Annotated in this window: 22 protein-coding genes and 4 pseudogenes; 16 read left to right on the top strand and 10 right to left on the bottom strand. The window is 70.2% G+C overall.

Translation table 11 applies throughout. The features are described 5' to 3' along the window. Positions 1-27 precede the first annotated feature (27 nt). From IE177_RS19015 to IE177_RS18995, 6 genes and pseudogenes are all read left to right on the top strand, one after another. Positions 28-447: a CBS domain-containing protein gene (locus tag IE177_RS19015; RefSeq protein WP_190016521.1), complete on the top strand. Its 420-nt coding sequence runs from the start codon at positions 28-30 to the stop codon at positions 445-447. A gap of 402 nt (positions 448-849) precedes the next feature. After that, positions 850-1,001 (top strand): annotated as a pseudogene (locus tag IE177_RS35010) (helix-turn-helix domain-containing protein); the annotation flags it as partial. Positions 1,002-1,427: 426 nt separating this feature from the next. After that, positions 1,428-2,081: pseudogene (locus IE177_RS19010) on the top strand (IS6 family transposase); the annotation flags it as partial. Between the two features lie 182 nt (positions 2,082-2,263). Then, positions 2,264-3,682 (top strand): aldehyde dehydrogenase family protein, encoded by a 1,419-nt coding sequence (locus tag IE177_RS19005; RefSeq protein WP_190016520.1) that lies wholly within the window; start codon positions 2,264-2,266, stop codon positions 3,680-3,682. 34 nt (positions 3,683-3,716) lie between these two features. Continuing rightward, the gene (locus IE177_RS19000) at positions 3,717-5,276 is read left to right on the top strand and encodes a GMC family oxidoreductase (RefSeq protein WP_190016519.1); all 1,560 of its coding nucleotides are present in this window, start codon (positions 3,717-3,719) and stop codon (positions 5,274-5,276) included. A gap of 148 nt (positions 5,277-5,424) precedes the next feature. Beyond that, a complete protein-coding gene (locus IE177_RS18995; RefSeq protein WP_190016518.1) occupies positions 5,425-6,669 on the top strand; it encodes a PucR family transcriptional regulator in 1,245 nt (414 codons plus the stop codon). A gap of 260 nt (positions 6,670-6,929) precedes the next feature. On the opposite strand, the gene IE177_RS18990 is transcribed toward IE177_RS18995, so the two are convergent. The 6 genes from IE177_RS18990 to IE177_RS18965 form a co-directional block, all read right to left on the bottom strand. After that, the gene (locus tag IE177_RS18990) at positions 6,930-7,445 is read right to left on the bottom strand and encodes a GNAT family N-acetyltransferase (RefSeq protein WP_190016517.1); all 516 of its coding nucleotides are present in this window, start codon (positions 7,443-7,445) and stop codon (positions 6,930-6,932) included. A 376-nt stretch (positions 7,446-7,821) separates the two neighbouring features. Further along, entirely contained in the window at positions 7,822-8,091 is a 270-nt protein-coding gene (locus IE177_RS35005; protein ID WP_229816124.1) for a type 1 glutamine amidotransferase family protein, read from the bottom strand. Between the two features lie 912 nt (positions 8,092-9,003). Then, positions 9,004-10,056, bottom strand: coding sequence for an alcohol dehydrogenase catalytic domain-containing protein (locus IE177_RS18980; protein ID WP_190016516.1), 1,053 nt, complete (start codon positions 10,054-10,056; stop codon positions 9,004-9,006). 12 nt (positions 10,057-10,068) lie between these two features. Next, positions 10,069-10,227, bottom strand: a complete 159-nt coding sequence (locus IE177_RS18975; RefSeq protein WP_190016573.1) for a hypothetical protein — start codon at positions 10,225-10,227, stop codon at positions 10,069-10,071. A gap of 96 nt (positions 10,228-10,323) precedes the next feature. After that, on the bottom strand, positions 10,324-10,854 hold the full coding sequence (locus IE177_RS18970) for a hypothetical protein (RefSeq protein WP_190016515.1): 531 nt from the start codon (positions 10,852-10,854) through the stop codon (positions 10,324-10,326). Between the two features lie 348 nt (positions 10,855-11,202). Continuing rightward, the gene (locus IE177_RS18965) at positions 11,203-11,994 is read right to left on the bottom strand and encodes a FadR/GntR family transcriptional regulator (RefSeq protein WP_190016514.1); all 792 of its coding nucleotides are present in this window, start codon (positions 11,992-11,994) and stop codon (positions 11,203-11,205) included. Between the two features lie 190 nt (positions 11,995-12,184). On the opposite strand from IE177_RS18965, the gene IE177_RS18960 reads away from it, so the two are divergent. The 6 genes from IE177_RS18960 to IE177_RS18935 all read left to right on the top strand — a co-directional run bounded on the left by IE177_RS18960 (position 12,185) and on the right by IE177_RS18935 (position 18,116). Next, positions 12,185-13,903: an L-lactate permease gene (locus tag IE177_RS18960; protein WP_190016513.1), complete on the top strand. Its 1,719-nt coding sequence runs from the start codon at positions 12,185-12,187 to the stop codon at positions 13,901-13,903. Between the two features lie 20 nt (positions 13,904-13,923). Beyond that, entirely contained in the window at positions 13,924-14,697 is a 774-nt protein-coding gene (locus IE177_RS18955; protein WP_190016567.1) for a (Fe-S)-binding protein, read from the top strand. Positions 14,698-14,717: 20 nt separating this feature from the next. Further along, positions 14,718-16,151: a lactate utilization protein B gene (locus IE177_RS18950; RefSeq protein ID WP_373305120.1), complete on the top strand. Its 1,434-nt coding sequence runs from the start codon at positions 14,718-14,720 to the stop codon at positions 16,149-16,151. Then, complete coding sequence (locus tag IE177_RS18945) at positions 16,148-16,879, top strand: LutC/YkgG family protein (RefSeq protein WP_229816123.1); 732 nt, start codon at positions 16,148-16,150, stop codon at positions 16,877-16,879. Before IE177_RS18950 ends, IE177_RS18945 begins: the two co-directional genes overlap by 4 nt. Positions 16,880-16,884: 5 nt before the next feature. Next, complete coding sequence (locus IE177_RS18940; protein WP_190016511.1) at positions 16,885-17,421, top strand: ATP-binding protein; 537 nt, start codon at positions 16,885-16,887, stop codon at positions 17,419-17,421. A gap of 68 nt (positions 17,422-17,489) precedes the next feature. After that, a complete protein-coding gene (locus IE177_RS18935; RefSeq protein WP_190016510.1) occupies positions 17,490-18,116 on the top strand; it encodes a helix-turn-helix domain-containing protein in 627 nt (208 codons plus the stop codon). A gap of 900 nt (positions 18,117-19,016) precedes the next feature. On the opposite strand, the gene IE177_RS18930 is transcribed toward IE177_RS18935, so the two are convergent. Continuing rightward, positions 19,017-19,631 (bottom strand): cysteine hydrolase family protein, encoded by a 615-nt coding sequence (locus IE177_RS18930; RefSeq protein WP_190016509.1) that lies wholly within the window; start codon positions 19,629-19,631, stop codon positions 19,017-19,019. A gap of 112 nt (positions 19,632-19,743) precedes the next feature. Here IE177_RS18930 and IE177_RS18925 point away from each other — a divergent pair, with 112 nt between their 5' ends. The 3 genes from IE177_RS18925 (at position 19,744) to IE177_RS18915 (ending at position 23,204) form a co-directional block, all read left to right on the top strand. Further along, positions 19,744-20,445, top strand: a complete 702-nt coding sequence (locus IE177_RS18925) for a FadR/GntR family transcriptional regulator (protein WP_190016508.1) — start codon at positions 19,744-19,746, stop codon at positions 20,443-20,445. Then, positions 20,442-21,812: an FAD-binding oxidoreductase gene (locus IE177_RS18920; RefSeq protein WP_190016507.1), complete on the top strand. Its 1,371-nt coding sequence runs from the start codon at positions 20,442-20,444 to the stop codon at positions 21,810-21,812. The genes IE177_RS18925 and IE177_RS18920 overlap by 4 nt, the downstream gene beginning before the upstream one ends. Positions 21,813-22,091: 279 nt before the next feature. Continuing rightward, positions 22,092-23,204 carry a catalase family protein gene (locus tag IE177_RS18915; RefSeq protein ID WP_190016506.1) on the top strand — a complete coding sequence of 371 codons (1,113 nt, stop codon included), beginning with the start codon at positions 22,092-22,094 and terminating at the stop codon, positions 23,202-23,204. Between the two features lie 246 nt (positions 23,205-23,450). Here IE177_RS18915 and IE177_RS18910 read toward each other — a convergent pair whose 3' ends face one another. The 3 genes and pseudogenes from IE177_RS18910 to IE177_RS18900 form a co-directional block, all read right to left on the bottom strand. After that, positions 23,451-24,548: an SNG1 family protein gene (locus IE177_RS18910; protein WP_229816122.1), complete on the bottom strand. Its 1,098-nt coding sequence runs from the start codon at positions 24,546-24,548 to the stop codon at positions 23,451-23,453. 254 nt (positions 24,549-24,802) lie between these two features. Then, a pseudogene (locus tag IE177_RS18905) lies at positions 24,803-25,033 on the bottom strand (transposase); the annotation flags it as partial. A gap of 230 nt (positions 25,034-25,263) precedes the next feature. After that, the gene (locus IE177_RS18900) at positions 25,264-25,500 is read right to left on the bottom strand and encodes a hypothetical protein (RefSeq protein ID WP_229816121.1); all 237 of its coding nucleotides are present in this window, start codon (positions 25,498-25,500) and stop codon (positions 25,264-25,266) included. Between the two features lie 386 nt (positions 25,501-25,886). Here IE177_RS18900 and IE177_RS18895 point away from each other — a divergent pair. Then, a pseudogene (locus tag IE177_RS18895) lies at positions 25,887-26,035 on the top strand (transposase); the annotation flags it as partial. Between the last annotated feature and the right edge of the window lie 426 nt (positions 26,036-26,461).

Raw genomic sequence — 26,461 nt, 5'->3', positions numbered from 1 at the left:
CGCAACAACCAGAGCAAGGGAGGGATCATGACTCAGCATGTGCGGGACATCATGACCAGCCGGCTGGTGACGGTGGAGCCGCAGGCGTCGGTGACGGCGGTGGCTCAGAGGATGCGTGACGAGGACATCGGGGCCGTCCTGGTCATCGAGGACGACGAGCTGCGCGGTCTGGTCAGCGACCGCGACCTGGTGGTCCGTGCGCTGGCGGAGGGGGGCGACCTGGAGCAGAGGACTGTTGCTTCTGCCTGCAGCGGCGATCTGATTACGGTGACCCCGGACGAGGACCTCGATCGTGCGGTGGAGCTCATGCGCGAGCACTCCGTCCGCCGCCTTCCGGTCCTGGAAGAGGGCCACCCGGTGGGCATCGTCTCTCTCGGCGACATGGCGATCGAACGGGACGCGGAGTCGGCACTCGGCGGCATCAGCGCGGCCAGGCCCAACCAGTAGCCACCCCACCGACACGACAGACGCGCAGAACGGCCCGCCCCACTGGGCGGGTACCTGCGGGAATCGGGAACCGTGCATCAGCGTAGCCTCGGCATGGACGATGCATCCCGCTACGGCCAGGAGGAGCCCTTCTCGACCGTCCGCACCCCTGGCGGCCGACCGCGCCGAGACCCTCGCTCGTGCGGGCGCGCTGAGCTCGCAGGCGCTGGCTGCGCTGCCGGACGCCGATTGGTGGGCGGACGGGGAGAGGGACGGCGCCTCGGCATGGGGGATGATCCGTCGGCCTACCTGCCCATCTGGCTATGCCGCTGGGCTGGGCTGGGGCACCCGAGAGCGTGGAGCCGCTTCTCAAAGCGGTGGGCGACAGCCCGGCGAAGATGCGGGGGACTTCATGTCCCTGGCCTGGAGGCCAAACGACTCCTCGCGCACGACCGCCTCACCGCGCTCGCTGCGCCGCCACGCTCGGCTTTCCCGATGCATCGAACTTCTCAGTGTTCTTCCGCAAGGCGACAGGGCGCCCGGGCGCGGGGCAGGCGGCGACAGCCGTCGAGTAGTAGGTGCACTCGAGAACGGCGTCCACATGGGTGCCAGCGCGTACGGCGGCTACTACCAGGTCAACCTCGGTGATGAGGAAGCCGGCGGGCTGGGCGGGGTGGAGCTGATCCGGGCCGAGATGGCAAGGCGGCCAAGCAGCTCGGCAGGTCCAGGCCCGGCAGGCGGCGGCGAGGTCCGCGCCGAAGCCGAGGCCGCACCGCCCCGGGCGTCGACGACGTCGACCAGGAGCAGGAGCCCGTCCTCGAGGGCCCGACCTCGCATCGCGTTCTCGCCGAGTTGGCGGAGGGCGTCGAGGGATGGCGGAAGACGTGCGACGATCAGAGTGGGCTCCGCACACGGGAAGTCCGGGGCGAGCAGCTGTACCAACCCTCGTCCGGCCCCCGCGCGCCCCCGAACGGCACTGTCACGTTGACTGACCGGGTGGGATGATTTTCGGGTTGATCACGGTGGAGGGGGACCGTCCGTGGACAGCGCGCCGCCGTCGTACAAGGGGCACCGGTTACCCGGTGGAGATCATCACGCACTGCGTGTGGCCGTAATTCCGCTACCCGTTCAGCTTCCGCGAGGTCGAGGAGCTGATGTTGCAGCGCGGCGTGATCGTCTCCTACGAGACCGTCCGCCGCTGGTGCGCGAAGTGCGGACAGACCTACGCCAACGGACTGCGTTGCCGCCGACCTCGGCCCGGGGACAAATGGCACTTGGACGAGGTCTTCATCAAGGTCAGCGGAGAATCGAAGTACCTTTGGCGGGCCGTCGACCAGGACGGGAACGTGCTCGACATCCTCGTGCAGAGCCGCCGGGACAAGACCGCGGCCAGGCGTTTCTTCCGCAGGCTGATGAAGAAGACACGTTCGGTGCCCCGGGTGATCGTCACGGACAAGCTGCGCTCCTACGGCGCCGCCCACCGCGAGGTCATGCCCTCCGTGGAACACCGCTCGCACAAGGGCCTCAACAACCGGGCGGAGAACTCCCACCAGCCCACCCGGTAGCGCGAGCGTGCCATGAAGGGCTTCCGCTCCGTCGGCGAAGCCCAGCGGTTCCTGTCCGCTTTCAGCGGCATCTCACCCCACTTCGGACCCCGCCGCCACCTCCTCGAGTGACCGCAAGGCCGTATTCGACTCCTCAGCGAAGCTCGGGAGTCGAGTACGGCCTTGTGCAGATGCACAATCGGGTGAGCCGATCCGGCTTCACCGCTCCATCGACCCCGCCGTAACGGCTCGCGCACACTGCCGGGAAACCGGGCCGAGCAAGGAGCACAGCCATGAAGACATACAGCGGGCACTTCATCAACGGGGAATGGACGAAGGCGCCGAACGCCGAAGTGATCGAAATCGTCAACCCCGCGGACGAACGTGTGATCGGCTCGGTCCCGGCCGGTACGCCCGAGGATGTCGACCGGGCGGTGCGTGCCGCCGCCCGGGCATTCGAGGAGTGGTCCCTGGCCTCCCAAGAGGCTCGTGCGGACTATCTGCGCCGTATCCACCGTGCGTTGGAGGAGCGCGCGGAGGACATCGCACGCCTGGTGGCAAGCGAGGTCGGTACTCCTGTCCAGGAGAGTCGGGTCCTGCAGTCGGGGCTGCCCGTGTTCACCTTCGGCCAGGCCGCCGAACTGGCGGCCGGTTTCGACTTCGGGCCGGAGGAGGTCGGCAACTCACATGTCGTCCGCGAGCCCGTCGGAGTCGTCGGCTGCATCACGCCGTGGAACTTTCCGCTGCACCAGGTCTCGTTGAAGGTGGCGCTGGCGCTGGCCGCGGGGTGCACCGTCGTGCTCAAGCCCTCCGAGGTCGCTCCTCTGTCCGCCATGCTCCTGGCGGAGATCGCCGAGGCCGTGGGGCTGCCCGCCGGAGTGCTCAACGTGGTGACCGGATACGGGCCGGTGGTGGGTGAGGCGCTGGTGAGCCACGCCGACGTGGCGATGGTCTCGTTCACCGGATCGACCCGGGCAGACCGGCGGGTGGCGGCGCTGGCGGCGGAGACCGTCAAGAAGGTGGCGCTGGAACTCGGCGGCAAGTCTCCCAACATCATTCTGGACGACGCCGACCTGAAGGCCGCGGTCACCGACGGAGTGGCCAAGTGCTACCTAAACGCCGGCCAGACCTGCATCGCTCTCACCCGCTTGCTCGTCCCCCGTGACAAGCTCGTGGAGGCCGGCCGGATCGCCGCCGAGACGGCGCGCGGATACCGCGTCGGTGACCCGCAGGACGAGGAGACACGGATCGGTCCATTGGTCTCCGACATCCAACTCAAGCGCGTGCGCGACTACATCGCGGCCGGCATCGCCGAGGGCGCCACCCTGCTCACCGGCGGTCCCGACGCGCCGCAGGACGGGCCCGGCTACTTCGTCGCTCCTACCGTCTTCACCGACGTCACCAACGACATGACCATCGCCCGCGAGGAGATCTTCGGACCCGTCCTGTCGATCCTGCCCTACGACACCGAGGAGGAGGCCGTGGCCATCGCCAACGACACGCCCTACGGGCTCGCCGGCGCGGTGTGGTCGGGCGATCCCGAACGGGCGCGCTCGGTTGCTGGCCGGATCCGGGCCGGGATGGTCGACGTGAACGGTGGCGCGTTCAACCCCCTTGCCCCGTTCGGGGGTTACAAGCAGTCTGGCGTGGGCCGGGAGGCCGGGCGCCTGGGCTTCGAGGAGTTCCTGGAGACCAAGGCCATCCAGTACTGACCGCGTGGCCGGCTGCCGAGAGAGAGGGCACACCATGTACGACTACATCATCGTGGGTGCGGGATCCGCGGGCTGTGTGCTCGCCGCCCGGCTCAGCGAGGACCCCGACGTACGCGTCCTGCTCCTGGAGGCCGGCCCGGCCGACGACGCCCAGGAGATCCACGTTCCGGCCGCGTTCTCGAAGCTGTTCCGGACCAAGTACGACTGGGACTACCTCAGCGAGCCCGAGCCCGGCCTCGAGGGCCGACGGCGCTATCTGCCGCGTGGCCGCATGCTCGGCGGCTCCTCTTCGATGAACGCCATGATCTACATCCGCGGCCACCGCCGCGACTACGACTCATGGGCCACCGCCGGTGCCAAGGGCTGGGGCTGGAACGACGTATTGCCGTACTTCCTGCGGTCGGAGGACCACCACGCCGGCGCCTCCGAATGGCACGGCGCCGGCGGCCCGCTCCCGGTCAACCCTGGGCGCTCCCGCAACCCCCTCATCGACGCCTTCCTGGCAGCGGCTCAGCAGGCGGGGCATCCGGTCAACCCCGACTTCAACGGCCCTGAGCAGGACGGCGTCGGGTATTACGAGCTCACCCAGCGCGGCGGCCTGCGGTGCAGCACGGCCGACGCCTACCTGCGGCCCGCCGCCGAACGGCCCAACCTGTCCGTGCTCACCGGGGTGCAGTGCACCCGCGTCCTCCTCGACGGGGAACGGGCCGTCGGTGTCGAGGTGGACCGGGACGGGGCGACGCAGGAACTTCGGTGCGAACGGGAGGTCGTCCTCTCAGCGGGTGCCTACAACTCACCCCAGCTGCTCATGCTCTCGGGCATCGGTGTCGCCGACGAGCTCGCGGCCCTCGGCATCACCCCCAAGGTGAACCTGCCGGTCGGCGAGAATCTCCAGGACCACCCGCATCTGGCCGTCGTCCATCTCACCGACACCGAATCCCTGCTCACCGCTGAGACCTCCGAGAACCTCCGGCTGCTGGAAGCCGAAGGCCGCGGGCCCCTCACCTCGAACGTCGGTGAGGGCGGCGGGTTCTTCCGCACCACCGGCGGTCTCGACGCCCCGGACGTGCAGATCCACGCCGTACCGGCCATGTTCCACCAGGAGGGGCTGGGAGCCGCCACCGACCACGCCTTCCACATCGGCGCGGTGCTGCTCGCACCCACCAGCCGCGGAAAGGTCACGCTGCGCTCGACGCTGCCCAGCGCCAAGCCGCGCATCCTGCACAACTACCTGTCCACCGCGGAGGACCGGGCCACAGCGATCCGAGCGCTGCGGCTGGTACTGGACATCGTCGGACAGCCCGCCCTGCGCCTCCACCGCCGGTCGGACTTCCTGACGCCGCCGTCCGAAAGCGACGCCGACCTACTGGCTTACGCGCGGCGCGAGCTGCAGACCCTGTACCACCCGACGAGCACCTGCGCGATCGGCCCGGTGGTCGACCACGAGCTGCGCGTGCACGGTGTGGCGGGGCTACGGGTGGTCGATGCCTCGGTCATGCCGACCGTGGTCAGGGGCAACACCAACGCACCGACGATCATGATCGCGGAACGGGCTGCGGACCTCATCCGCGACACAGTGTCCGCCGACGTCTGACGCGGGCGGATTGTCGACGTGGGCGGACTGTCGCCACAACCACGTCGTGTGGTTACTCTGCCAGTGGTCCGGCCGGCTCCGGGCCACTGGCACGTCGTGGTGGGACAGCCGGCGCGGCGGTCCCGCCGACCTCGCTGCGGGAGCCCGAATGACTGTCACCCCTCATGACAACGGCGTACGCGACAGCGGCGTGGACGACGGCCTGCGCAGGTTGGTCGACGTGCTGCTGCCCGGGATCGACCGTTTCGCCGACCTGCTCACGGACCGGATCACGGAGGGGGAGGACGCCTATGGCGACCACGGCCACGTGACGCACGACCAGCTGCGCACTTCCTGCGCGGAGAACCTGCACTCCATGATCACCCAGCTGGGCCGGGACGCTCTTGACCTGCGCGTGCCGCACGACACCGGCCGTTTCAAGGCCGAGCACGGGGTGCCGCTGTCCGCGGTGACACACGCCTACCGGGTCGCCGGACGGTTCATGTGGGAGTGCATCCTGAACGAGGCGGGGGACACCGTCACCAAGGAGATGCCGCACGTCGCCGCCGCGGTCTGGTCGGTCAGTGACACCTTCACCGACGCGGTGGCCGTGGCCTACCGCGAGACCATGTCCGAAAGAGCCCACCGTGACCGGCAGGTCAAGAGCCTGCTGCTGGCCGCGCTGCTCGACGGCAGGCTGGATGAGGGCACCCACCTGTGGGAGTGCGCCGACGCGCTGCGGCTGCCGCAGCGGGGAGTCTTCGCCGTGGTCAGCGCCGAGACCGCCGCCGTGGGCCGTCCGGCAGACGAGGACGCCCTGCACGACGTGGAGGGCGCACTGCGAGTCCTCGGCGTCTGGTCGGTCTGGCGCCAGGAGGGCGACGCGCAGGTGGGACTGCTCTCGCTCCGGTCGCCCGGGAGTCTTGCGCAGGCCGTGGACCTCCTTCGCCGGCGGAGCATCGCGCGGGCGGGCGTGAGCACGCTCTTCCACGGTCTGGAGCAGGTGCCCGGTGCCTTCCGCCAGGCGCGGCTCGCCTGCGCCTGCGTCGAGTCGGGCGCCCGCGAGGTGGCCTCCTACGGTGACTCACCAGTCCGCCTGATGGTGGTGAGCGCCCCCGACTCGGCCCAGCACGCGGTGCGCAAGGTGCTCCGCCCTGTTCTCGAACTCCCGCAGCACGAGAGGGAGCTGCTGCTGGAGACGCTGAGCCAGTGGTTCGCATCGGGCGGATCCGCCACCGAGACCGCTGCCCGGATGTACTGCCACCGCAACACTGTGACGTACCGTCTGCGGCGCGTGCAGGAACTCACGGGGCGCTCACCCACCGACCCGGTGGGGGCGAGCGAGATCCACCTCGCTCTGGAGGCGCACCGCCTCCTGACGGGCCCCCCGCCCTCCGGCCCCGCCGGTTCCTGAGACAGGTGTCGTCTCCCCTCCGTCAGGAACTGGGTGGCGACAACGGTCGGTTCAGCGGCTGAGTGCTCTCCCTGTCACCGGCCGTTCCGCTGGACGGGGTCGGTGCCGCCCCGGCAGGATGCGGGTCCGCAGTCCCGCGTACTCCGCCCCGCCCCGTTCTCTCGAGCCGGAAGACGGCGAAGTCCGCGAGCGGCTCGGGGGCCAGGAACCTGTCCGGCTACCCCACCGTGATCCATCACCAGTGATCGTCGAAGCCGGACCTAGAGCAGGATGCGGAGGTCGAGCACGGGCCCGGTGGCGTCGAGCGGCGTCGCATCCAGTTTCCCCAGGACATGGAGCATCGGCTTGTTGCTCGCCACCACCGCGGCGGTCAGCGTGTGGTGTCCCTCGCGGCGGGCTAGGGTCGCCGCATGTTCGGCCAGCGCGGTGCCGAGCCCCCTGGCCTGCCACGCGTCCTCGACCAGGATCGCGAGTTCCCCCACCCCTTGCTGATGTGTGCGCATGACGTTGGTCATGGCGATGATGTGGTCCGTACGCTCGGCCGGAGCGGTCACCAGCGTGGTGCCGCGCTCCGGGCTGGACAACTGACCCCATTCGGCAGGTGACAGCCCGGACTTGCCCGCGTGGTACCGCAGGGCTCGGCTGCCTGGCGAGCAGCGGCGGTGCAGTTCCTGGACCGGCACCAGGTCGACGGGGCCCGCCTCACGGGTCCGCGTGGCGGTGCCGTCGGTCAGCGTGATCGAGTGTGCGGCGTCTCGACGGCTGGCGTCGGGCATCGGCGTTCTCCTCTCGTTGCGATCGTGACTGCTGTGCCGCGGCTCCCGGGATGAAGGCGCGGCCTTGCTACCGCAACAGTCTTTTGCCGCCTGCAGGTCGCCTCAAGAGGACTTCGCGCCACATTGACTGCTCTGCGCATACGTTCAACTACGCAGCGAAGCGAAAACATTGAGGAGTCGTGGTCCTCGTCGACGCCGATGCTGGGCATTGCTCGCATCATCGCTCAAGGATTTACACGGAGGGCCGCCCGATCCTCGCCGTCAGGACAGGCCGATGAACGTCCACACTTCGCATAAGTGACCCACTTCCAAGTAGCTGTGCACCGCTCAACCCGCTGCTGCCGAGAACGCGGGTGCCGGCAAGCGGCCAGCACCACTACCTGGCATCCGGCCACTCTCCAGCGGCGGCCGGCCGCGGCGCCCGGGAGGCCAGCCCGACGGCCTCTTCCTCCTCGTCGGTGAAGCACGTCACCCGGTAGCCCCTGAACGGGGACTCGCCGTGGATCCTGGTGGCCAGGATGGCGGACGGGGCGTGGCACACGATGGCGAGCGGCTTGCCCGAGGCCAACTGGGCCGTCAGCAACCTGCCCGCATCGGCGTCGAAGGCCAGGTCGGACATCGGGCCGTGGCCGCCCGGCAGGTACACCGCGGCGTAGTCCTCGAGGCGGACGTCCGAACAGCTTGAGGGGCCGCCGCATCACCTCGGCGGAACGAATGATGGCTTCCAGCTGCAGGGCTCCGTCCTCACCGCCCGCCATCGAGGGGCGAAGGCTCATCATGCCGACGGTCGGCACCGCACCGTCGGGTGTCGCGACCACGACGTCGTGTCCGGCCTCCGTGGTCGATGAGCCGGCTCAGCCGCGTCCCGCCGCCTACGCCGACCGCACTGGGACTGCGGCAGGGCGACAAGCGACCCGGCAACGGATTTTCGATGCCGCTCACGTGCTCTTCCCGGAGCGTGACGACGTGTAGCGGCGGGCCCTCCCAAGTGGCGTGAACCGCCCGCACGGTGGGGCCCTGGGAGTGGCTGTGGGCGGCGTCGGCTCGGCTTGGTCGACGGCCTGCCTCCTTCAGGGGCGCGGCGGAGTCGTGTCATCGCCGTCGCATGACCGCAGCTGCGCCGCCCGCACACGCCAGACGGACTAACTGCAACCACGCCAGTCGTTCTGGGGGAGTGCGCCCTGCCCCCTGCTCGGGAACGGCCATCTCGCCCAGCGGCGACCAGTCGTCCTGCGGAACGTTCGCGCTCATGATGCGGGGTGTTTCGACCGGATGGCGCCGGCAGCGTCTGCTGCACGGTCTTGAAGTGCGCCCAGCGCACGCTCGTAAGCGGGAAGGCCGAGGGTGTCCTGGCCACGTCCACGCCGGAACGGCGCACCCGTGCCAGGTCCTGCCCTCGGCGCGGCGGGCGGAGCCGCTCGGTTTCGGCGGCGGAACCTGTCCCCCCCGAACCGGCTACCCGAGGTCCTGCGGGGCGACGCGGCGGGATTCCCCGGGCCGCGCAAGAGGCGCAGGGCCTGCCGCGGGGGATCGGACGAGGCGGCCCTGCGCAGGAGAGTCAGCGGGTGGGGTCGAGAAGGATCTTGCGGACGCCGTCGGAGCGGCCTGCGAACAGTTCGTACGCCGCCGGGCCTTCGGAGAGAGCGAAGCGGTGGGAGACCACGACCTCTGGCTTGATCCGGCCGGCACGGGTGAGGGCGATCAGGGCAGGGAGTTCGTAGTGCACAGAGCACAGCCCGATGGCGAACTCCAGTTCCTTGATCTGCGCAAGTCCCATATGAAAGGGGAAGGCCTTGCTCTGGCTGACCCCGATGACGCTGACCCGGCCGGCCTGCCGGACGGCCTTGAGGGCGAGCTCGATGGTGGCGTCCGAACCCACGGCCTCCACCACGGCGTCCGGCCCGCGTCCGTCGGTCATGTCCCGTATGGCCGTCCGCGCGTGCTCGCCCTCGACCGGCTCGACACCCAGGGTGGCGGCGAAGGCGCGGCGCTCCGCGACCAGGTCCGCGCCCAGCACCCGCGCGGCGCCCATCGCGAAGGCGGACTGGGCGGCCATGAGGCCGACCGGGCCGAGGCCGATGACCAGGACGGTCTCGCCGGGCTGGATGCGGGCTCGGCGGCAGCCGTACCAGGCCGTGGGGGCGTTGTCCGTCAGGACGACGGCGGCCTCGTCGGAGATGCCCTCGGGCAAGTGCACCAGATTGACGTCGGCGTATGGCACCGCCAGGGCCTGGGCCTGGCTGCCCGGGAGCTGCGGGCTCACTCCGTAGCAGAGGTCCGTGCTGGACGTGGCGCGCTCGCATCGGGCGGTGAACCCGGCCGCGCACGAGCGGCACTGGTCACAGCCGACAGAGGCGGGCACCAGAACCCGGTCGCCGGGCCTGAAGCGGGTCACCTGGCCGCCGGTGTCGACAACTACGCCGACGCACTCGTGCCCCGGCGTGTAGCCCAGTTCCGGGCTGAACGGGTTGCCGCGGTAGATGTGCAGGTCGCTGCCGCAGATGCCGGCCGCTGTCACCTGCACCACCGCGTCGGTAGGGCTTGTGACGGCCGGGTCGGAGACATCCCCGTAGCGGATGTCGTGACGGCCATGGTAGGTCAGTGCTTTCATCGTGTTTCCCCCTCAGGTCGGTCGGTCCGCGATCTTCAGCACCAGCTTGCCGTGGTTATCACCACGGAACAGTCGCATCGGGATCGTCTCCTCGACGTGCTGCCAGTCGGTGGGCCGCGGCTCTCCCATGGGACGTGCGGTCAGGCGCACCTGGCCGTTGCTTCCGCTCAACTCCGGCGGCTCCTTCGACGGTCGCGTTGGTTCGGCGGCCGACACGGTCGGCAGGCCGGCATCGGCGCGCACTGACGCTTGGACAGAGCATACCGGTCAGTCGGTACGGATGGTGAGCGTATGGGTGCCGTGCCGTCGGAGACAAGAGGGAGCCCGGCGCGACATCTCGGTCGCGGCTACGAAGGTGAGCAGCGAGAGCGACGGATGACGTCTCCCCAGGCGTATGGCCTCGTAGTACGCGCTGAGCGCGGTCTCCAGTTCGGGGTCGCCGTCCGGCCTCTCCCATGCCCCAAGCACCCACAGCGGCGGCCTCCAGTTTCCTGTCCCCGGAGGGGCCTGCCCGGTCCACTCCTCCCCGTGCGGGCTCGGGAATTCGGGACCGAGCGAAGTCGGGATCTTCAGAACCGACCCGTCAGGGCCCTGAGGCCAGGGGAGCGTCCGGGGCTCCCACGGTTGCCTCCGGTGCAGCGTCAGGGGAGCGCAGAGGCGGCGCAACTGCGCCTGAGCGACCGGGACAACGGGGTCCCAGTGGTAGGCCTCGACCTGGCCGGTGGCGACGACGAGGAAGCTGTGGGAGATCGTGACGAACTGTGAGTCGACGCGGTCCTGCTCTCGGAACTCGCGCATGTGGACACCACCGGGGGCGAGGGTCAGCGGCCCTCGTCTGTCGGCCTGATCTGCCCCAAGGGGTGGAATCCCTGCCCGGTGGACGGGCTGACCCCAACGAGCGTATTCCATAAGTGAGTCTGCTGGTGGTGCCCGATCTCGTCCACGGCCTTCCGCGCGCCGTCCGCCAGGGGTCTACCTGGTCCGCTGACGGGGTGCCGACGTCGCCGACGACCGTGCAGCTGACGCCGTCGGGGTGAGGGTGGACGCGCAGGAGGCTCCTCATGGAGTCGTTTCCCCACCCCCGTGGTCACAAGTCCACACCGGGACGCTGACCGTCGATGGTGCTGCCGACCCACGCGTTGCGCCTCATCGCTCCCGTGGGGGGCCGTCCCAGATCGCCGACTGGGCGGAGGTGCCCTCGGGGGACTGAAGGACCGTTCGCACCACGTCGTGGTGGAAGCGGTGGATGTGGGACTCGACCAGGTCGCCGGCGCGTTCGGCGTCCCCGGCCGCGATGGCGTCGTGTATGGCGTGGTGTTCCGCGCGCAGGCGGTCTCGTTCGGCCTCCCAGTCATCCAGCCGGTGGAAGGCCGTCATGAGGGTGTGCCGCACCGCGTTGCGGACCGCGACGGTCAGATCTGTGACCAGGCGGTTGCCCCCTGCCTCGGCAATGGCGACGTGGAAGCGAGTGTCATGGTCGTTGAACTCCTCGCGGGAGACCTCGGGGACGTCCATGTGTGCCAGGCATTCGGCCATTCGGTCCAGGTCCGCCTCCGTGGCCTGGTCGGCGGCGAGGCGGGCGCTAGACCGCTCCAGCGCGGCGCGGGCCTCCACGACGTCCTTGACGGGGAAGTTCGCCAGTGCGATGTGCAGCCGCAGCAGCTGGGTCAGGCCCGCGCTGGGCATGGCGGCGATGACGCTGCCGGAGTCGGGACCGGTGCCCACCCGGGCCCGCAGCACCCCCTGGGCCTCCAGCACCCGCAAGGCCTCGCGGATGGCGGCGCGGCTGACCTCGAGCAGCTCGACGAGCTCGCGCTCGGGCGGCAACCGGTCCCCGACGCGCAGCTTGCCGGCCAGGATCTGCTCCTCGATCCGCGCGAGGACCAGCTCGTAGGTGCGCGAGCGCGGCACAGGTTCCCAGAGCGTCGGCTCAGCCATGAAAGCCCTTCTCGTCAAGGTGGGGGCGAGGTCGTGTCCGCCCGCCAGGACTCGATGATAGCCGGTATATGCCCATTGCTTGGTCGGACCAAACAAGAAATTGCTGTCGCACCTCTGGACCGGAAAGGGAGACGGACCTAATTTTGAAGACGTCCAGGCTATGGTCTGACCAAGCTAATGAGGGTCCGCTATGTACCAACCTCATCTCGCCCCCGTCGCAGGCAGCCTTGCGTTGTCCGCTCTCGTGGCCGCTCTTCCCTTGCTCACCTTGTTCGCGCTGCTCGGCGGCGCGCGGCTGCGCGCCCACTGGGCCGGGCTCGCCTCCCTCGCCGTGGCGGTCGTCGTCGCGGTCGCGGGGTACCGCATGCCCGCCCGACTAGCGCTACTGTCCGCCGGTGAGGGCGCCGCGTTCGGCCTCTTCCCGATCGTGTGGATCCTGGTCACCGCCATCTGGCTGTACCAGCTGACCGTCGTCACCGGGCGCTTCGAGGATCTGCGCCAGGCTTTTCACTTGATCAGCGACGATCCTCGGGTCCAGGCGATGATCATCGCCTTCTGCTTCGGCGGCCTGCTGGAGGCGCTCGCCGGGTTCGGCGCCCCGGTGGCGATCACCGGCGTGATGCTCATGGCCGTCGGCTTGCCGCCGCTGCGCGCCGCGGTCACCGTACTGGTGGCCAACACCGCCCCCGTCGCCTTCGGCGCCATCGGCATACCGATCATCACCGCCGGCGGTCTGACGAAGATCCCCTACACCGAGATCGGCGCGTACGTGGGACGGCAGACACCGCTGCTCGCGCTCCTCGTGCCGCTGCTGCTGGTCGCGCTGGTCGACGGCCGGCGCGGTGTCCGCCAGACCTGGCCGGTGGCCCTGGTGTGCGGGGCGGTCTTCGCGCTGGCCCAATTCGCCAGCTCCAACTTCCTCTCGGTCGAACTCACCGACATCATCGCCTCACTCGCCGCCCTGGCCGCCGTCGTAGTCTTCCTGCGTCTGTGGCAGCCGCGCGGCGGCGAGCAGGCCCGCGCCGAACTGAGCGCCGCCCACGACCCGCAGGCTCCCGACGGCCCGGCAGGCTCCGCCCCGGCCCCCGGCCCCGCCGCCGCGGTGGGCATCCGGACCCGGCCGGCGGCGTCCGGCACCACACACGCACCACAGGAGGCGATCACCGGCCCCCGCCTGTTCATGGCGTTCCTGCCGTACCTCGTGGTGATCGCCGTCTTCTCGGTCGCCAACCTGGTCAAGCCGGTGCAGCAGGCGCTGGCCGCAACGACCGCGGACATCCCTTGGCCCGGTCTCGACGGGCAGGTCCTCACCGTGGCCGGCAAGGTCAGCTCGACCACCGTCTACCACCTTTCCTGGCTGTCCTCCCCGGGCACCCTGCTGCTCCTGTCCGGCCTGCTCGTCACCGCCGCCTACCGCATCAGCCCGGCCACGGCCGCCCGCGAGTTCGGCGCCACGCTCGTCAGACTGCGCTGGGCCGTACTCACCATCGCCGCGGTGCTCGCCCTGGCCTACGTGATGAACCTCTCCGGCCAGACCATCACCATCGGATCCTGGATCGCCGGCACCGGCGCCGCCTTCGCGTTCCTCTCGCCGGTACTCGGCTGGCTGGGCACCGCCGTCACTGGGTCGGACACCTCCGCCAACGCGCTCTTCGCCACCCTGCAGCAGACTGCCGCAGCCAAGGCCGGGCTGTCGCCCACGCTATTGGTCGCCGCCAACACCTCCGGAGGCGTCCTCGGCAAGATGATCAGCCCGCAGAACCTCACCATCGCGGCCACCGCCGTGGGCCTGGCCGGCCGTGAGTCGGACCTGTTGCGCGGAGCGGTCAGATGGAGCCTGGGCCTGCTGCTGGCGCTGTGCACGCTGGTCTACCTGCAGTCCGGCGTCCTGGCGGGGATGCTCCCGTGAACTTCCGTACCGGAGAGACCATGCGCACCGCGTTGTTCGTCACCTGCTTCAACGACACCCTCTTCCCCGGCACCGGCCGGGCGATGGTCAGGCTGCTGGAACGGCTGGGCTGCACCGTGGACTTCCCGCTGGGGCAGACCTGCTGCGGCCAGATGCACTTCAACACCGGCTACCAGCGCGAATGCGTGCCGCTGGTCCGCCGCTTCACGGAGGTCTTCGAGGGCTACGACGCCGTCGTGACCCCCTCCGGCTCGTGCGCCGCCATGGTCCGCGAGTACCACGGGCGGGTGGCCGAGGTGGCCGGCGACACCCGGCTGGCGGCTGCGGTGCGCCACACCCCACCGGTCTACGAGCTTTCTGAGTTCCTGGTCGACGTTCTCGGCGTGGTGGACGTCGGGGCTTACTTCCCTCACCGGGTCACCTACCACCCCACTTGCCACACGCTGCGGATGCTCAAGGCGGTCCGCCAACCTCCGGCGCTGCTGCGGGCCGTACGTGGCATCGACCTGGTGGAGCTGCCGTCGGCCACGGAGTGCTGCGGCTTCGGCGGCACCTTCGCGCTGAAGAACGCCGACACCTCTGTGGCCATGTGCGCGGACAAGGTCCGGCACGTCCTTGGCACCGGAGCCGAGGTGCTGTGCGCCACGGACAACTCCTGCCTGATGCACATCGGCGGCGCCCTGACCCGGCTGCGCACCGGTGTGCGCACCCTCCACCTCGCCGAGATCCTGGCGTCCACCGAGGACGAGCCGGCGTCCGCGCCCCGTACCGCGGAAGGGGGGGCCCACCGGTGAACGGCACGACGTTCCTCGGCATGCCGGCGTTCCCCCGGGCGGCGCGGGACGCCCTCGGCGACGCACAACTGCGCCGCAACCTCGCCGAGGCGACCCGCACCATCCGCGACAAGCGCGACGAGGCGGTCGGTGAGCTGCCTGACTGGGAGGAGCTGCGCGAGGCCGGACGCGCACTCAAGGAGCACACCCTGCTCCACCTGGACCGCTACCTCCTGCAGTTCGAAGAGCAGGTCACCGCCGCGGGCGGCACGGTGCACTGGGCCCGCGACTCGGCGGAGGCCAATCGCATCGTGGCGGACCTGGTAAAGCGGACCGGCCGGAACGAGGTGGTCAAGGTCAAGTCGATGGCCACCCAGGAGACCGGCCTCAACACTGCGCTGGAGCAGGCCGGCATCCGGGCGTACGAGACGGACCTGGCCGAACTGATCGTGCAGCTCGGCCAGGACCGGCCCTCGCACATCCTGGTGCCCGCCATCCACCGCAACCGCGCGGAGATCCGGGAGATCTTCCGCCGTGAGATGGGCACGCGCGCAGCCGGTGACGACCTGGGCGGCGCCGGCGCCCTCGGTGACGACCCGCAGGAGCTCGCGGAGGCGGCCCGGCGGCATCTGCGGGAGAAATTCCTGCGCGCCGAGGTGGGCATCTGCGGCGCCAACTTCCTGGTCGCCGAGACCGGGACGGTCGTCGTGGCCGAGTCGGAGGGCAACGGGCGCATGTGCCTGAGCCTTCCGCAGACCCTTATCTGCCTGGCCGGCATCGAGAAGGTCGTCCCGCGCTGGCAGGACCTGGAGGTCTTCCTCCAACTGCTGCCCCGCTCCTCCACGGGCGAGAGGATGAACCCCTACACCTCGACGTGGACCGGGACGGCCGACCACGACGGGCCCCGGGAGTTCCACGTCGTCCTCCTCGACGGCGGGCGCACCGCAACCCTGGCCGACCCGATCGGCCGGCAGGCGCTCAACTGCATCCGCTGCTCGGCCTGCCTCAACGTCTGTCCGGTCTATGAGCGGGTGGGCGGCCACGCCTACGGGTCGGTCTACCCCGGCCCGATCGGCGCGATCCTCGGCCCCCAACTGCGCGGCACCGCCTCCCCGGTGGACCGCTCGCTGCCCTACGCCTCGACGCTGTGCGGTGCCTGCTACGAGGTCTGCCCGGTCAAGATCAACATCCCCGAGGTCCTGGTCCACCTGCGCGCCCGCGTGGTGGACGGCAAGCGTCGGCGCCCGCTCCCGGGACTGGAACGGCTGGCGATGGCGGCGGCGCGCTGGACGCTGTCCTCCCCGCGACGGCTGGCCGGGGCGCAGCGCATGGCGGCCGCCGCGGCCAGGCTGGTGCGCCACAACGGGCGGATCCGACGGCTGCCCGGGCCCCTCGCGGGGTGGACCGACGCGCGCGACCTGCCGGCTCCCGCTCCGGAGAGCTTCCGTACCTGGTGGAGGAGGACGAACCCGTGACGGCTTCATTTCGTTCGGCCGCGCGCGAGGAGGTACTGGCCCGTATCCGGCGCGCCGTAGGCGGCTCGTCCGCAGTCGAGCAGAGGTACGCGCAGGTGCCGCGGGGCTACCGCAACGCGGGCGGCGCGCAACGCCCGGGGGAGGCCGGGTCGCCGCAGACGGTCGCGCTCTTCCTGGAACGCCTCGCCGACTACGGCGCGTCGGCACGCCTGGTTGACGCAAGCGCGGCGCCCTCCGCGATCGCCGAGGCGCTCACCGGGCGGAGCGCCGGCACGGTGGTGGTTCCGCACGGGTTCCCCGAGCCGTGGCACGCCGGCCTGGCCGAGGTTCGGGTGCTCGGCGACGACCCGCCCGTTGGCCTGGACGCGCTGGACACCGTCGACGGCGTGGTCACCACCGCGGCAACCGGCGTGGCGGCCACCGGCACGTTCGTCCTCGACGGCGGCCCAGGGCAGGGGCGCCGGGCGCTGACCCTGGTGCCCGACTACCACCTGTGCGTGATCCCCGCCGACCGGATCGTGCGCTCGGTGCCCGAGGCCGTGGCCCTCCTCGATCCGGTCCGGCCGCTGACCTTCGTCTCCGGCCCGTCGGCCACCAGCGACATCGAGATGAAGCGGGTGGAGGGCGTACACGGTCCGCGCACGCTCGAGGTCCTGGTCGTCGCCGCCGAACCGCCGCCCCCGCCACCCGGAGACCACCGGCCCATCTACGACCCTGCGGAGCCGTGATGTCCATGCGTCGTCTTGTGCGTCACCTCGTACCGGTTGCGGCCCTGCCCGACCCGACCCGACGAGCCGAGCCGACCTCCCGGCCGGACCGGCCGTCGCCCGGACGGCGGCGCAGGTTCCGCGGCGATCCGCCCTCGCACAGCGTGGCGGTGTGCGCGATGCGCGCCGAGTGCCGCGCGGCCGCGCTGGCCCGGTCGTTCACCACCGCCCAGCTCAGCCGGTGGCACGTGGGGGACGAGGTGGCCGACGCCGCCCGCATCGTGGTCTCCGAGTTGGTCACCAACGCTGTGCTGCACAGCGGCGCGGCCGGGGTGACCCTGCGCCTGGACTGTACCGCGGAGAAGATCGTGATCCGCGTCCAGGACGACGGGATCTGGCGGGAGCGGACCACCGCATACCACTCCGACCCGGCCGGGCTACTCGCCGAGAGCGGCCGAGGCCTGCACCTGGTGCATGCGCACGCCACCGACTGCGGCGTGCAGCGCACCCCGGTGGGCTCCTGCGCCTGGGCATGCCTGCCCCGGCCGGGGAGTGAGCGGTGACCCCGCAAGTGCCTGGCAGGCCACCCTTCAACCCCGGCGCAGCGCACCGGACGCGCTTGCTGCTGCGGATGCACCCCGCACAGGTGGCGGCCGTGATGGGGGCCGCCTACGGCCTGCACGTGTCGCCGTTGACCGTGACGCGCTGGGAATCGGGCCGGGAAGCGCCGACCGAGGAGGAACTGATCGCCCTGGCAGGGGCACTGTGGTGTTCGGTCGGCGATCTGATGGCGGCGCCGCGCACCGCACGCGAGCACCGGCTGGCCGCCGGGAATGCCGTCGCCGACGTCGCGCTGCGGCTCGGAATCACGCCGGCGGTCTACGAGGAGATGGAACGAAGCGGCCGCTGGCAACTGGCTCGGTCTCAGGCCGCCCTGCTCGCCGAGATGCTGGCGCTGCCGCTTGCGGCCCACCTGGAAGTGAACGGCCAGGCCGGGCGACTGGCCGAGCTGCTGCGCCGTGCGGTCACCGCCCGGTGGCAAGGTTGCGTGCGCCCGGTCCACCGCCTGGTGCCCCGCCCGCGCCCCCGCATCGAAGGCGCCCTGCATCACCTGCACGCCGACTACCAGTCCCTCACCGGCACCCTCGACTGGGGCGCCGGCACGATCACACTGAACGCCGGCGAGGAAGCGCGGGCCTTCTTGGACGGGATCGTGGAGGTGTTCTGTCGAAGACTGGAGGCTCAGGAGACGGCGTAGGCGCGGTGGCAGAGCGGTCCATTGCAGTCGTCGTGTGGAAGGCCCTCCGCACAATGACTGAATGTTCGTCACCGACGCTTGCCCCACCGTTACGACGTGCGGACCAGCGCACTCCGCCAAGGACACGCGACCAGCGGCAGGCAGGCGCTGGCTGACCTTGCTCTGGCCGGCCCGCGGGAGGGTGGCGCGGCGAAGGAGCCGGCGGGACGGTTGCCGCACTCTGCGCCGGCGGCGGTTGCGGGCGTGCCGGCGGAGGAGAGCGGAGCGCTGGTGCGTGTGGCGTTGTCGGCGGGCGCGCGGCTGGGTGCGGACGTCGTCGGTGCGGACGGTGGCCGAGGCGGTCGGGCCGGCGATGGCGGCTCAGGGCGCGGTGTGTGTGTTCGGCGACCCGGGCCGGGGCAAGACCGTCGCCGTGCGGCATCCAAAGCGTCCAGCACGACTCGGAAGGAGTCCCTGATCTCTTGCGTGAAGTCAGGACCTGCGGCGGGAGTCCGCCCAGGGTCGGGTCGTTGCTACGCACCGGGTCCTCCTCGGCTCGTCTTGTTTTTCGACGGCGCTTCTTTCGTCAGCGGCGGTCAGGGACCAGGTGCCGAGTTGTGATCACTGCGAGGGCTCTGCGCGGGACACCCGGTGGTGGGTTCTCTCCTCTGGGAGGGCAATACGTAGGCCGCGCGGCTATGCCCTCATCGCCCGGTCGGCTGTAACCCACGCCTCAGTCGAAGTCCGGGGCGGTGACGGTCCAGCCGCCGGCGAGTGGATCACCGCCTGGAGCTCGAGCGCGGCTCTCACGCCGTCCGCTCCAGGCGATGCAACTGCCTGCGCACCAGCGCCGCAGACGGCGGGCAACCGAAGCGAAGGAGAGCACTCCGGGCGAGCCGCTGGGGCGTGGCGACGGTCTGATTACAGGGCGGCGATGACGTCGGCCGAGGTCATCGGCAGTGAGAACATCGGGTAGTCGTAGGAGATGGCGTTGTCATGCTCCTCCTGTGAGGTGGCGGCTACGCAGTCGGTCAGGGTGATCACACGGAAGCCGTGTTCGTAACCGGTGCGCATGGTCGACTCCACGCAGCAGTTGGTGAGGAAGCCGCCGAGGACGATCGTGTCGATGCCCTTGCTGCGCAGGATGAAGTCGAGGTTGGTGCTGGCGAAGGTGTCGAGCCCGCGCTTGCCCTCGATGACGATGTCCCCGTTCACCGGCGTGAGCTCGTCGACGATGGAGGCGCCCCACGTGCCCTTGACGAACGCCTTCCCGTCGACGACGCCCTTGAGGATGCCGTACGGGTGCCGGGTCAGCTCCCCGTAGCCTTCGGCGAACGTGATCGGCGCGTGCATGATCGACGCTCCGGCCCGCCGGGCGGCGTCGACCACGGCGACGGTGTTGGCGAGCATGCCGGTGCGCCGCATGACGCCGGCGACCGCCTCGTGCAGCACCCCGCCGACGCTGGTGAACTCGTTCTGGTACTCGATGAACACGATCGCGGTCCTTGCCGGGTCGAGCTCGAGTTTCTCGGTCATGGCGACACCTGACTTCCGCGTCTTGGAGGTAGTGGCCTTCCGCGCCCTGAGGCACAGCGATGAGCACCGTAGTGGCTTGTCCGACAAACAGACAAGACACTACGGTGTGCCCATGACGATCTCACCGGTCTCGCGCGTGCCCCTGAGCCTCGAGGTGGCTCAGCGCCTGCGGGCGGCCATCCTCGACGGCACATTCCCCGCCGACACCGAGCTGCCCACGGAAACGGAACTCGCCCAGTCCTTCGGTGTCGGGCGGTCCACCATCCGCGAGGCGCTCCGGGTGTTGCAGGCGCACGGTCTGATCAGCGGCGCGGATACCGTTTCCACCGCGCGTCCGCGCGTCACCCATGAGCGCACGGCGGGCGCGGCGGGCTTGGCACTGAGCACGGCGCTGCAGGTCGGCGCGATCCCGCTGGCAGACCTGGTGGCGCTGCGCACGCTGCTGGAGGCGGAGGCGATACGTCAGACCACGTCCGTGCCGGAGGCGGCTCGGTCCTGCCTGGTGACCATGGCGGCAGCGGTGGAGAACGGCGACATCCATACCTTCCACGCCGCTGACGTGGACTTCCACGTACAACTCGCCTACGCCTGCGGTAATCAGGCACTGGGGTTCGTCATTGGTGTGCTGCGCGACTGCATCGCCGGCTACCTGCTCGACGCGCTCGCCGCCGTGGCCGATCGCAGAACGGTGCTCGTGCGACTGCTGGCCGAACACCAGTCGATCGTCGATGCGCTGGACGTGGGTGAGAACGACCGTGCCGCCGAAGCGGTCGTGGCTCACATCCGCGGTTTCTACGAGCCGGGGACGCCATGACCGAGGTTGTCGCGGACGTCGCCGCCGCCCTCGCCGCCGCGCTGCCGGGCCGGGTGGTCACCGACCGGCACGCGATGGAGGCCTACCGCCGTGACCAGTGCCTGTTGGCCCCCGCGGGCCGTCCGGCGGCGGTGGTGCGTGCCCGCTCGACCGATGATGTGATCACCACGCTGCGCACCGCCGGCGACCATCACGCCCCGGTGGTGACCCGGGGGGCCGGCACCGGGTTGGCCGGCGCGGCCAATGCGATCGACGACTGCGTCGTACTGTCGCTCACCGGGATGGACCGGATCCTCTCCTTGGACGTGCCCGGCCGGACGGCAATCGTCGAGCCGGGCGTCCTCACCGGCGTTCTCGACGCCCGCGCCCGCGAACACGGCCTGTGGTATCCGCCGGACCCGGGAAGCAAGGCGATCTCCACCATCGGCGGCAACCTGGCGACCAACGCAGGCGGCATGTGCTGCGCGAAGTACGGGGTCACCGCCGACCATGTCGCCGCGCTGACGGCCGTGCTCGCCGATGGCCGCGTGATCCGTACCGGTCCGCCGACCCGCAAGAACGTCACCGGGCTCGACCTGACCCGGCTCCTCGTCGGCTCCGAAGGCACCCTCGCGGTGATCGTGGACGCCACCGTGCGGCTGCGACCGCTCCCGGCGGCCACCGCTACCGCAGTGGCCGCCTTTCCGACGCCCCAACAGGCGGTCGACAGCGTGCTGCGGATCGCGGCGGTCGCCGACCCGGCGGCGGTGGAGCTCATGGACCGCACGTGCATCCGCGCCGTCAACCGCCTGACACGGATGGGGTTGGACGAGTCGTCCGGGGCACTCCTGCTCGTCCAGTGCGATGGGCCGTCCGCCGATCAGGAGGCCGCCACCTGTGCGAGGCTGGCCGAAGCCGGCGGCGCCACCGAGGTGCTGCACACCGCCGACCCGACGGAAGGCGAGATGTTCATGCAGGCCAGACGAATGGTGTACCCGGCTCTGGAGCGGCTGGGCACCACGCTGCTCGACGACGTCGGCGTCGCGGTCCAGGACCTTCCCCGATTGCTTGCCGCGATCGAGCGAACTGCCGCCGACCACGGTGTGCTGGTCGGCACCTTCGGCCACGCCGCCGACGGCAACCTGCATCCGACCGTCGTCTACGACGCCACCGACCGTGACGCTGCCGACCGTGCCCGTGCCGCTTTCGACGACATCGTGGCCGCCGCGCTCGTGCTCGGCGGCACGATCACCGGCGAGCACGGCGTGGGCTCGCTCAAGACACCTTACCTCGACGCCCAACTCGGTCCCACGGAGCGGGAGTTGATGACTGGCATCAAGGGCGTCTTCGACCCCGGCGGTATCCTCAACCCGGGCCGCGGGTACTGAGCGCGTTACGCAAGGCTGCGCTCGGGAGACGACGGTCGGCGCCGCACCGGCGGTGGTCGCGGAGCATCTTGTAGCTCTTCATTCGGCCGCTGGCATGACCCACGCCCGGGGACTTTGCGGTGAGTGCGGTTGTTCCGTGATCGAGGCCGGCGCCGTCGCCGCGCACAAGGAGCGCACCCATGACCGGCGTCAGCGTGCGATTGCCCACAGTTATATTGTGCACAACCGAATTGCGGACTAGTTTCTGTGGGCAGACATCCGCGACAGGGAGGCGGCACCATGAAGCCCGTCCGCTACGAGGAATACCGTCCCATCGAACGTCCGTCGTACCAGGAGGAGATGGAGGCAGTTGTCGCCCAGGTGGCGCGCCGTACTCGCGCCTCGGTCGAGCGTGAGAACGTCGACCGGGCTGTCCGCGCTGCCCACGCAAAGACCTACGGCCTTCTCAAGGCCACGGTCACGGTCGGTGACAACCCCGGCTTCTACGGTCAGGGCATCTTCGCCCGGCCCACCGTGTACGACGCCGTCGTCCGCTACTCGAACGGCCTGGGCCACCACCGCCCCGACCACCAACTGGGCGCGGCGTGCGGAATGGGCATCAAGATGTTCGGCGTCGCCGGCCCCTCACTGCTGGACGACGAACGAGACAGCGGCACCTTCGACCTCAACCTGATCAACAACGAGGTCTTCTTCGCGAACACTGCCTACGACTACATGGTGATCGAGGATCTGTTCGCCGAACTGCCCGAGGCCCTGGTGGATCCAGCCCGCCGCAAGACCTGGATGGCGGAGTTCCTGACCCGCCGACAGACGCTCACCGATCCCGGCAGCTGGCTGTGGGACGAACTGCTCGCGATGCTGTCGTTCACTGCCGTCCCACGCAGGAACCTGCTGTCGTACACCTACAACAGCATGGGCGCCTTCCGGTACGGCGACCACATCGCCAAGATCCGTACGGTGCCGACGGCCGCCTCCCTGGCCTCCCTCACGCACCAGATCGTGGACGTGCGCGCGGACAACGAGGCATTCCGTCGCACCTTGGTGGCCGAGGCCGCGGAGCGAGACCACTCCTTCGAGCTGCAGGTCCAGCTCAACACCGATCTGGTCCGGATGCCGGTGGACAACACGTCCGTCAAGTGGACCGAGGAGCTGTCCCCGTGGGTGACGGTCGCCCGTGTGGATCTCCCGCGCCAGGACATCGGCAGGAACGACAACCTGGCGGCCGCCGACGCCACGTCGATCACGCCGTGGCGATCACGCGAGGAACACCGACCCATCGGCGAGATCCAGAGGGTGCGGCAGGAGGTGTACCGGCGCTCGTCCGTCGAAAGGCACCGCATCAACGGACAAGAGCGGCGCGAACCGGCCGGCAGCGCTGAGCTGCTGGGCTGAGCTTTCCATCCCGGGCGTGCCCGGACGTGTCCGGGCACGCCCGGCGCCGGCTCGGTGTGATCCGGTCGTCCTCGCGCTTCGGAGTGGGGGAGTCCATGGATTCAGGCCCGTCGCGGGGCCTCGCTCGTGGCGGAGCGCCGCGCGTCCGGCCCACTCTCCATGCCGGAGTCGGTGCTCGTCCTGTCCATGCTGGTGCGGGACCACGAGCCGGCCCCGTGGACCGCGTGATGCCGGTCGGCACGGCCGTCACCCTGCAGGGACGGGGTCCGGTCCGCCGCCGTCCGGTCCGACGGCGCTGACGGCCGACGCCTTGCGTCGCTCCCGCCACCAGGCCGCGACCAGCGCGACCGCGGTACCGCCCGCTGCGTAGGCGGCGAGCACCCACCAGGCGACCGACGTGGCGTGCGCATCGAAGTACACGGTGTTGCGGACCAGCGTGGTGCCCGCGCCCGGCGGCAGTGCCTGTCCGATCGCGCTCCAGAACCCCGGCAGCAGCACCGACGGGTACACCCCGCCCGAGCCCGGGTTGCCCAGCACCACGAACAGCAGGATGGTCAGCCCGGTGCCGAGCATGCCCAGCAGCGTCTGTAGCCCGAGTGAAGTCGCCGCCGACGCGAACACCACCAGCGTGCCGATCCCGGTCAGCGCCCAGAAGTGACCGCTCAGCGCGTCGAACACCGGGCCCACGATCACCGCGCCGGCGACCCCGGACACGATCGCGTACATACCCAGCACCACCAGCCTGATCGTGATCCGGTGCCGGTTGACCGGTCGTGAACCGGCGGCCATATTCATGATCGTCGCCGTCAGGTAGCCGCCGATCACCCAGCCGAGCACCAGGTAGAAGGAGGTCATGCCGCGCCCGTCGCCGCTGTTGGGGGCTTGGATGTCGGTGACCGCGACCTGCCGCTTCTGCACGGCCTCGATCTTCTGGGCGAGCTGTGAGGCGGTCTGTGACACCGAGGGGCCGCCGGCCGAGGCGACCAGCAGCGTGTCCTTCGTGCCGCTCGCGTTGAACAGGAACGCGGCGTCCGCCCTACGGTCCATGATCCGCTGCCGGGCGGTGGACTCGCCGGCGGCGGCGGTCGCCTTCACGGGGTCGCCGTCGAGCCCGTTGAGCTTGGCCACGATCTGCGCCGAGGCCTGCCCCGGGGCCACCACCGCCACCGGGATCCGGTGTGGGGTGGGGGAGTGAAAGGCGCCCAGATAAGAGACGGTGAAGGCGAGTTGGATCAGCAGACCGCCCAGGACGAGTCCGAAGGCACGGAAGCTGATGGCGTCCCGTAGTTCGGCCAGGAAGCCCCCGGCAGGGACTGCGGAGGTGGAGGGAGAATCGGTGCTCATGGCGCGCATGTACCCCCGAATGGCCCACAACACCGAGCGCGGAGCGTGCAGAGACGGCACCGTCACCCGACGATGCCCTCCGCGACCTCGCGGTTGGTCAGTCGGCGGGCGACGAGTTGCCACCTGGTCCCTCGTGTGCCGCCACGGCGCCTGGGGCTCGGTGCACTGCGGTTCAAGGAATATGGGGACCGCCTCGTCCGGCGCGCCGACGACAGCCGGAGGTTGGACGCACCCGCCCGGACTTATCGCGTGACCATCGCGCACCGTGACCAGCCCAGCTCGCCCCGGGAGCCGAGTTCGTCCAAGGCCAGGCGGTGGAGCTTGGGTACCCGCGACTCGGTCCAATCAGTGAATCGGCGGAAGGCTGTCACGCCTGACAGCCTGAAGCCCGGCCGTAGTTGGTTCCAGGTGCAGCCCGAGGTGGCCACAAAGATGATCGCAGCCAGCACCTCGCGGTCCCCTCGTCGACGATGTCCTCCACCCCGTCACGATGTGCTTACCGCGTTCGCGGGAATGGCCCCCCTCCCCTTCACGGACGGCTCAGTGACCGTCGAGTGCGCCCCGCGCCCGCGGAGATGGGCCCTGCTGCAGCCACGCGCCACGCATCGAGGGAGTGCTCCCCGCGGGCCGGCCAGGGAGTGCACGACGGGCGGGCAGTCCAGTAGCCAGCCTGCTGGGTGCACGGTGAGGTTGGCGACGTCGGCGAGTGTGAGTGTCAGTTCGTCAGGCTTGGGGCGGTCATGAGGCGCCGCAGGGTGTGTCGTTGTTGCGCAGGCTGTGGGTGGTGTCGTTGAGCTGGTAGGAGCGCAAGTCGCTGATGGATGCGCGCGGTGCCGCCGCTGTTGTCGATGACGGAGCTGCCCTTGCCGCGGATGTGGTCCGGCAGGTGGCGCACCGATCCGTCGATGGCGCGTTTGACGTAGGGCTGGCCGTCGAAGTCCGCCTGAGACACATGTAGCTGTGCCCCCTACCGAGCAGCCGCCGAGGCACGTGTGCGGCGTCCGTGAGGGGGAGACGGGCGGAGAGCTGGTGGCGACGCCGGCAGCTGATATCGCCTGTTCATCGCCATGGGTGAGGACTATGATCACCAGCAAGGCGGGGTCGTAGCACAGAGGTAGTGCGCCGCGACATCATCTCGGAGGACGTCGGTTCGAATCCGACCGCCCCGCCCCTAGTTCAGAGCGCCGCCCTCTGACCCGAGTCTGTGGCTGGTGACAAGGAACACGTCGATGCGGCGACACCTGTCATGCCTCGTCACCCTGGAGCCGCAGGTCAACGGTCGCCGGTAGTGACAATCATCCGGCTTCGGCTGTGCATCATAGGGTGCTGGTCGAGCGCATGGTGCCGGACGGATTGTGGGAGCTGTTTCAGCGGGTGGTTCCACCTGCTCCAGCACGGCCGCAAGGCGGCGGTCGGCGGCGGTACGGTGACCGCGAGTCCTCGCGGCGATCATCTTTGTGGCCACGACGGGCTGCACTTGGCGGCAGTACACGGTGTCCTGGCACTCGCTCCCTGGCTGCCGTCAGGTGAACCCTATGCGCAGCTGAGCGGAAAGGCGGCTGGCCTCGTGCACGGCGAGCGCGACCGGGCCACCAGCCCCCACGCCTCCACCGCCTACGTCAAGCAGGCCCGAACGGCTAGCCCACGCCGGCATCAACCTCATCAACGGGGACCACGCTATGCGTCGGGTACCGCTGCCCGCCACATCGTCCCTGAACCGGGTGCCTTCTTCTCCTTGCCCAGCACCCGCGGCTGGCCGGCCATGGTCGCGCCTGGTGTTCCTGGCGCAGCCACCACGGGTCGTGGTCCGCTGCGGCCAGCGGCCCCAGCCACGCACGACCCAGCCGCTCACCGGGCGACCAGCTCGTCCGCGTCGGCGCTCAGCTCGCGCGCAGCCCGGGCCAGGGACGGGC

The organism is Streptomyces lucensis JCM 4490 (genome assembly GCF_014650035.1).
In the GTDB taxonomy this organism is placed as follows: domain Bacteria; phylum Actinomycetota; class Actinomycetes; order Streptomycetales; family Streptomycetaceae; genus Streptomyces; species Streptomyces lucensis.
The sequence above is the reverse complement of the archived record's forward strand: the minus strand, read 5'-3'. Positions and strand labels throughout refer to the sequence as shown.

Excerpts from the sequence above, each read along its gene's own strand:
- IE177_RS19015 (WP_190016521.1), top strand. The coding sequence starts at position 28 with ATGACTCAGCATGTGCGGGACATCATGACCAGCCGGCTGGTGACGGTG.
- IE177_RS19005 (WP_190016520.1), top strand. The coding sequence starts at position 2,264 with ATGAAGACATACAGCGGGCACTTCATCAACGGGGAATGGACGAAGGCG.
- IE177_RS19000 (WP_190016519.1), top strand. The coding sequence starts at position 3,717 with ATGTACGACTACATCATCGTGGGTGCGGGATCCGCGGGCTGTGTGCTC.
- IE177_RS18995 (WP_190016518.1), top strand. The coding sequence starts at position 5,425 with ATGACTGTCACCCCTCATGACAACGGCGTACGCGACAGCGGCGTGGAC.
- IE177_RS18990 (WP_190016517.1), bottom strand. The coding sequence starts at position 7,445 with ATGCCCGACGCCAGCCGTCGAGACGCCGCACACTCGATCACGCTGACC.
- IE177_RS18980 (WP_190016516.1), bottom strand. The coding sequence starts at position 10,056 with ATGAAAGCACTGACCTACCATGGCCGTCACGACATCCGCTACGGGGAT.
- IE177_RS18970 (WP_190016515.1), bottom strand. The coding sequence starts at position 10,854 with ATGCGCGAGTTCCGAGAGCAGGACCGCGTCGACTCACAGTTCGTCACG.
- IE177_RS18965 (WP_190016514.1), bottom strand. The coding sequence starts at position 11,994 with ATGGCTGAGCCGACGCTCTGGGAACCTGTGCCGCGCTCGCGCACCTAC.
- IE177_RS18960 (WP_190016513.1), top strand. The coding sequence starts at position 12,185 with ATGTACCAACCTCATCTCGCCCCCGTCGCAGGCAGCCTTGCGTTGTCC.
- IE177_RS18955 (WP_190016567.1), top strand. The coding sequence starts at position 13,924 with ATGCGCACCGCGTTGTTCGTCACCTGCTTCAACGACACCCTCTTCCCC.
- IE177_RS18950 (WP_373305120.1), top strand. The coding sequence starts at position 14,718 with ATGCCGGCGTTCCCCCGGGCGGCGCGGGACGCCCTCGGCGACGCACAA.
- IE177_RS18940 (WP_190016511.1), top strand. The coding sequence starts at position 16,885 with ATGCGTCGTCTTGTGCGTCACCTCGTACCGGTTGCGGCCCTGCCCGAC.
- IE177_RS18935 (WP_190016510.1), top strand. The coding sequence starts at position 17,490 with ATGCACCCCGCACAGGTGGCGGCCGTGATGGGGGCCGCCTACGGCCTG.
- IE177_RS18930 (WP_190016509.1), bottom strand. The coding sequence starts at position 19,631 with ATGACCGAGAAACTCGAGCTCGACCCGGCAAGGACCGCGATCGTGTTC.
- IE177_RS18925 (WP_190016508.1), top strand. The coding sequence starts at position 19,744 with ATGACGATCTCACCGGTCTCGCGCGTGCCCCTGAGCCTCGAGGTGGCT.
- IE177_RS18920 (WP_190016507.1), top strand. The coding sequence starts at position 20,442 with ATGACCGAGGTTGTCGCGGACGTCGCCGCCGCCCTCGCCGCCGCGCTG.
- IE177_RS18915 (WP_190016506.1), top strand. The coding sequence starts at position 22,092 with ATGAAGCCCGTCCGCTACGAGGAATACCGTCCCATCGAACGTCCGTCG.
- IE177_RS18910 (WP_229816122.1), bottom strand. The coding sequence starts at position 24,548 with ATGAGCACCGATTCTCCCTCCACCTCCGCAGTCCCTGCCGGGGGCTTC.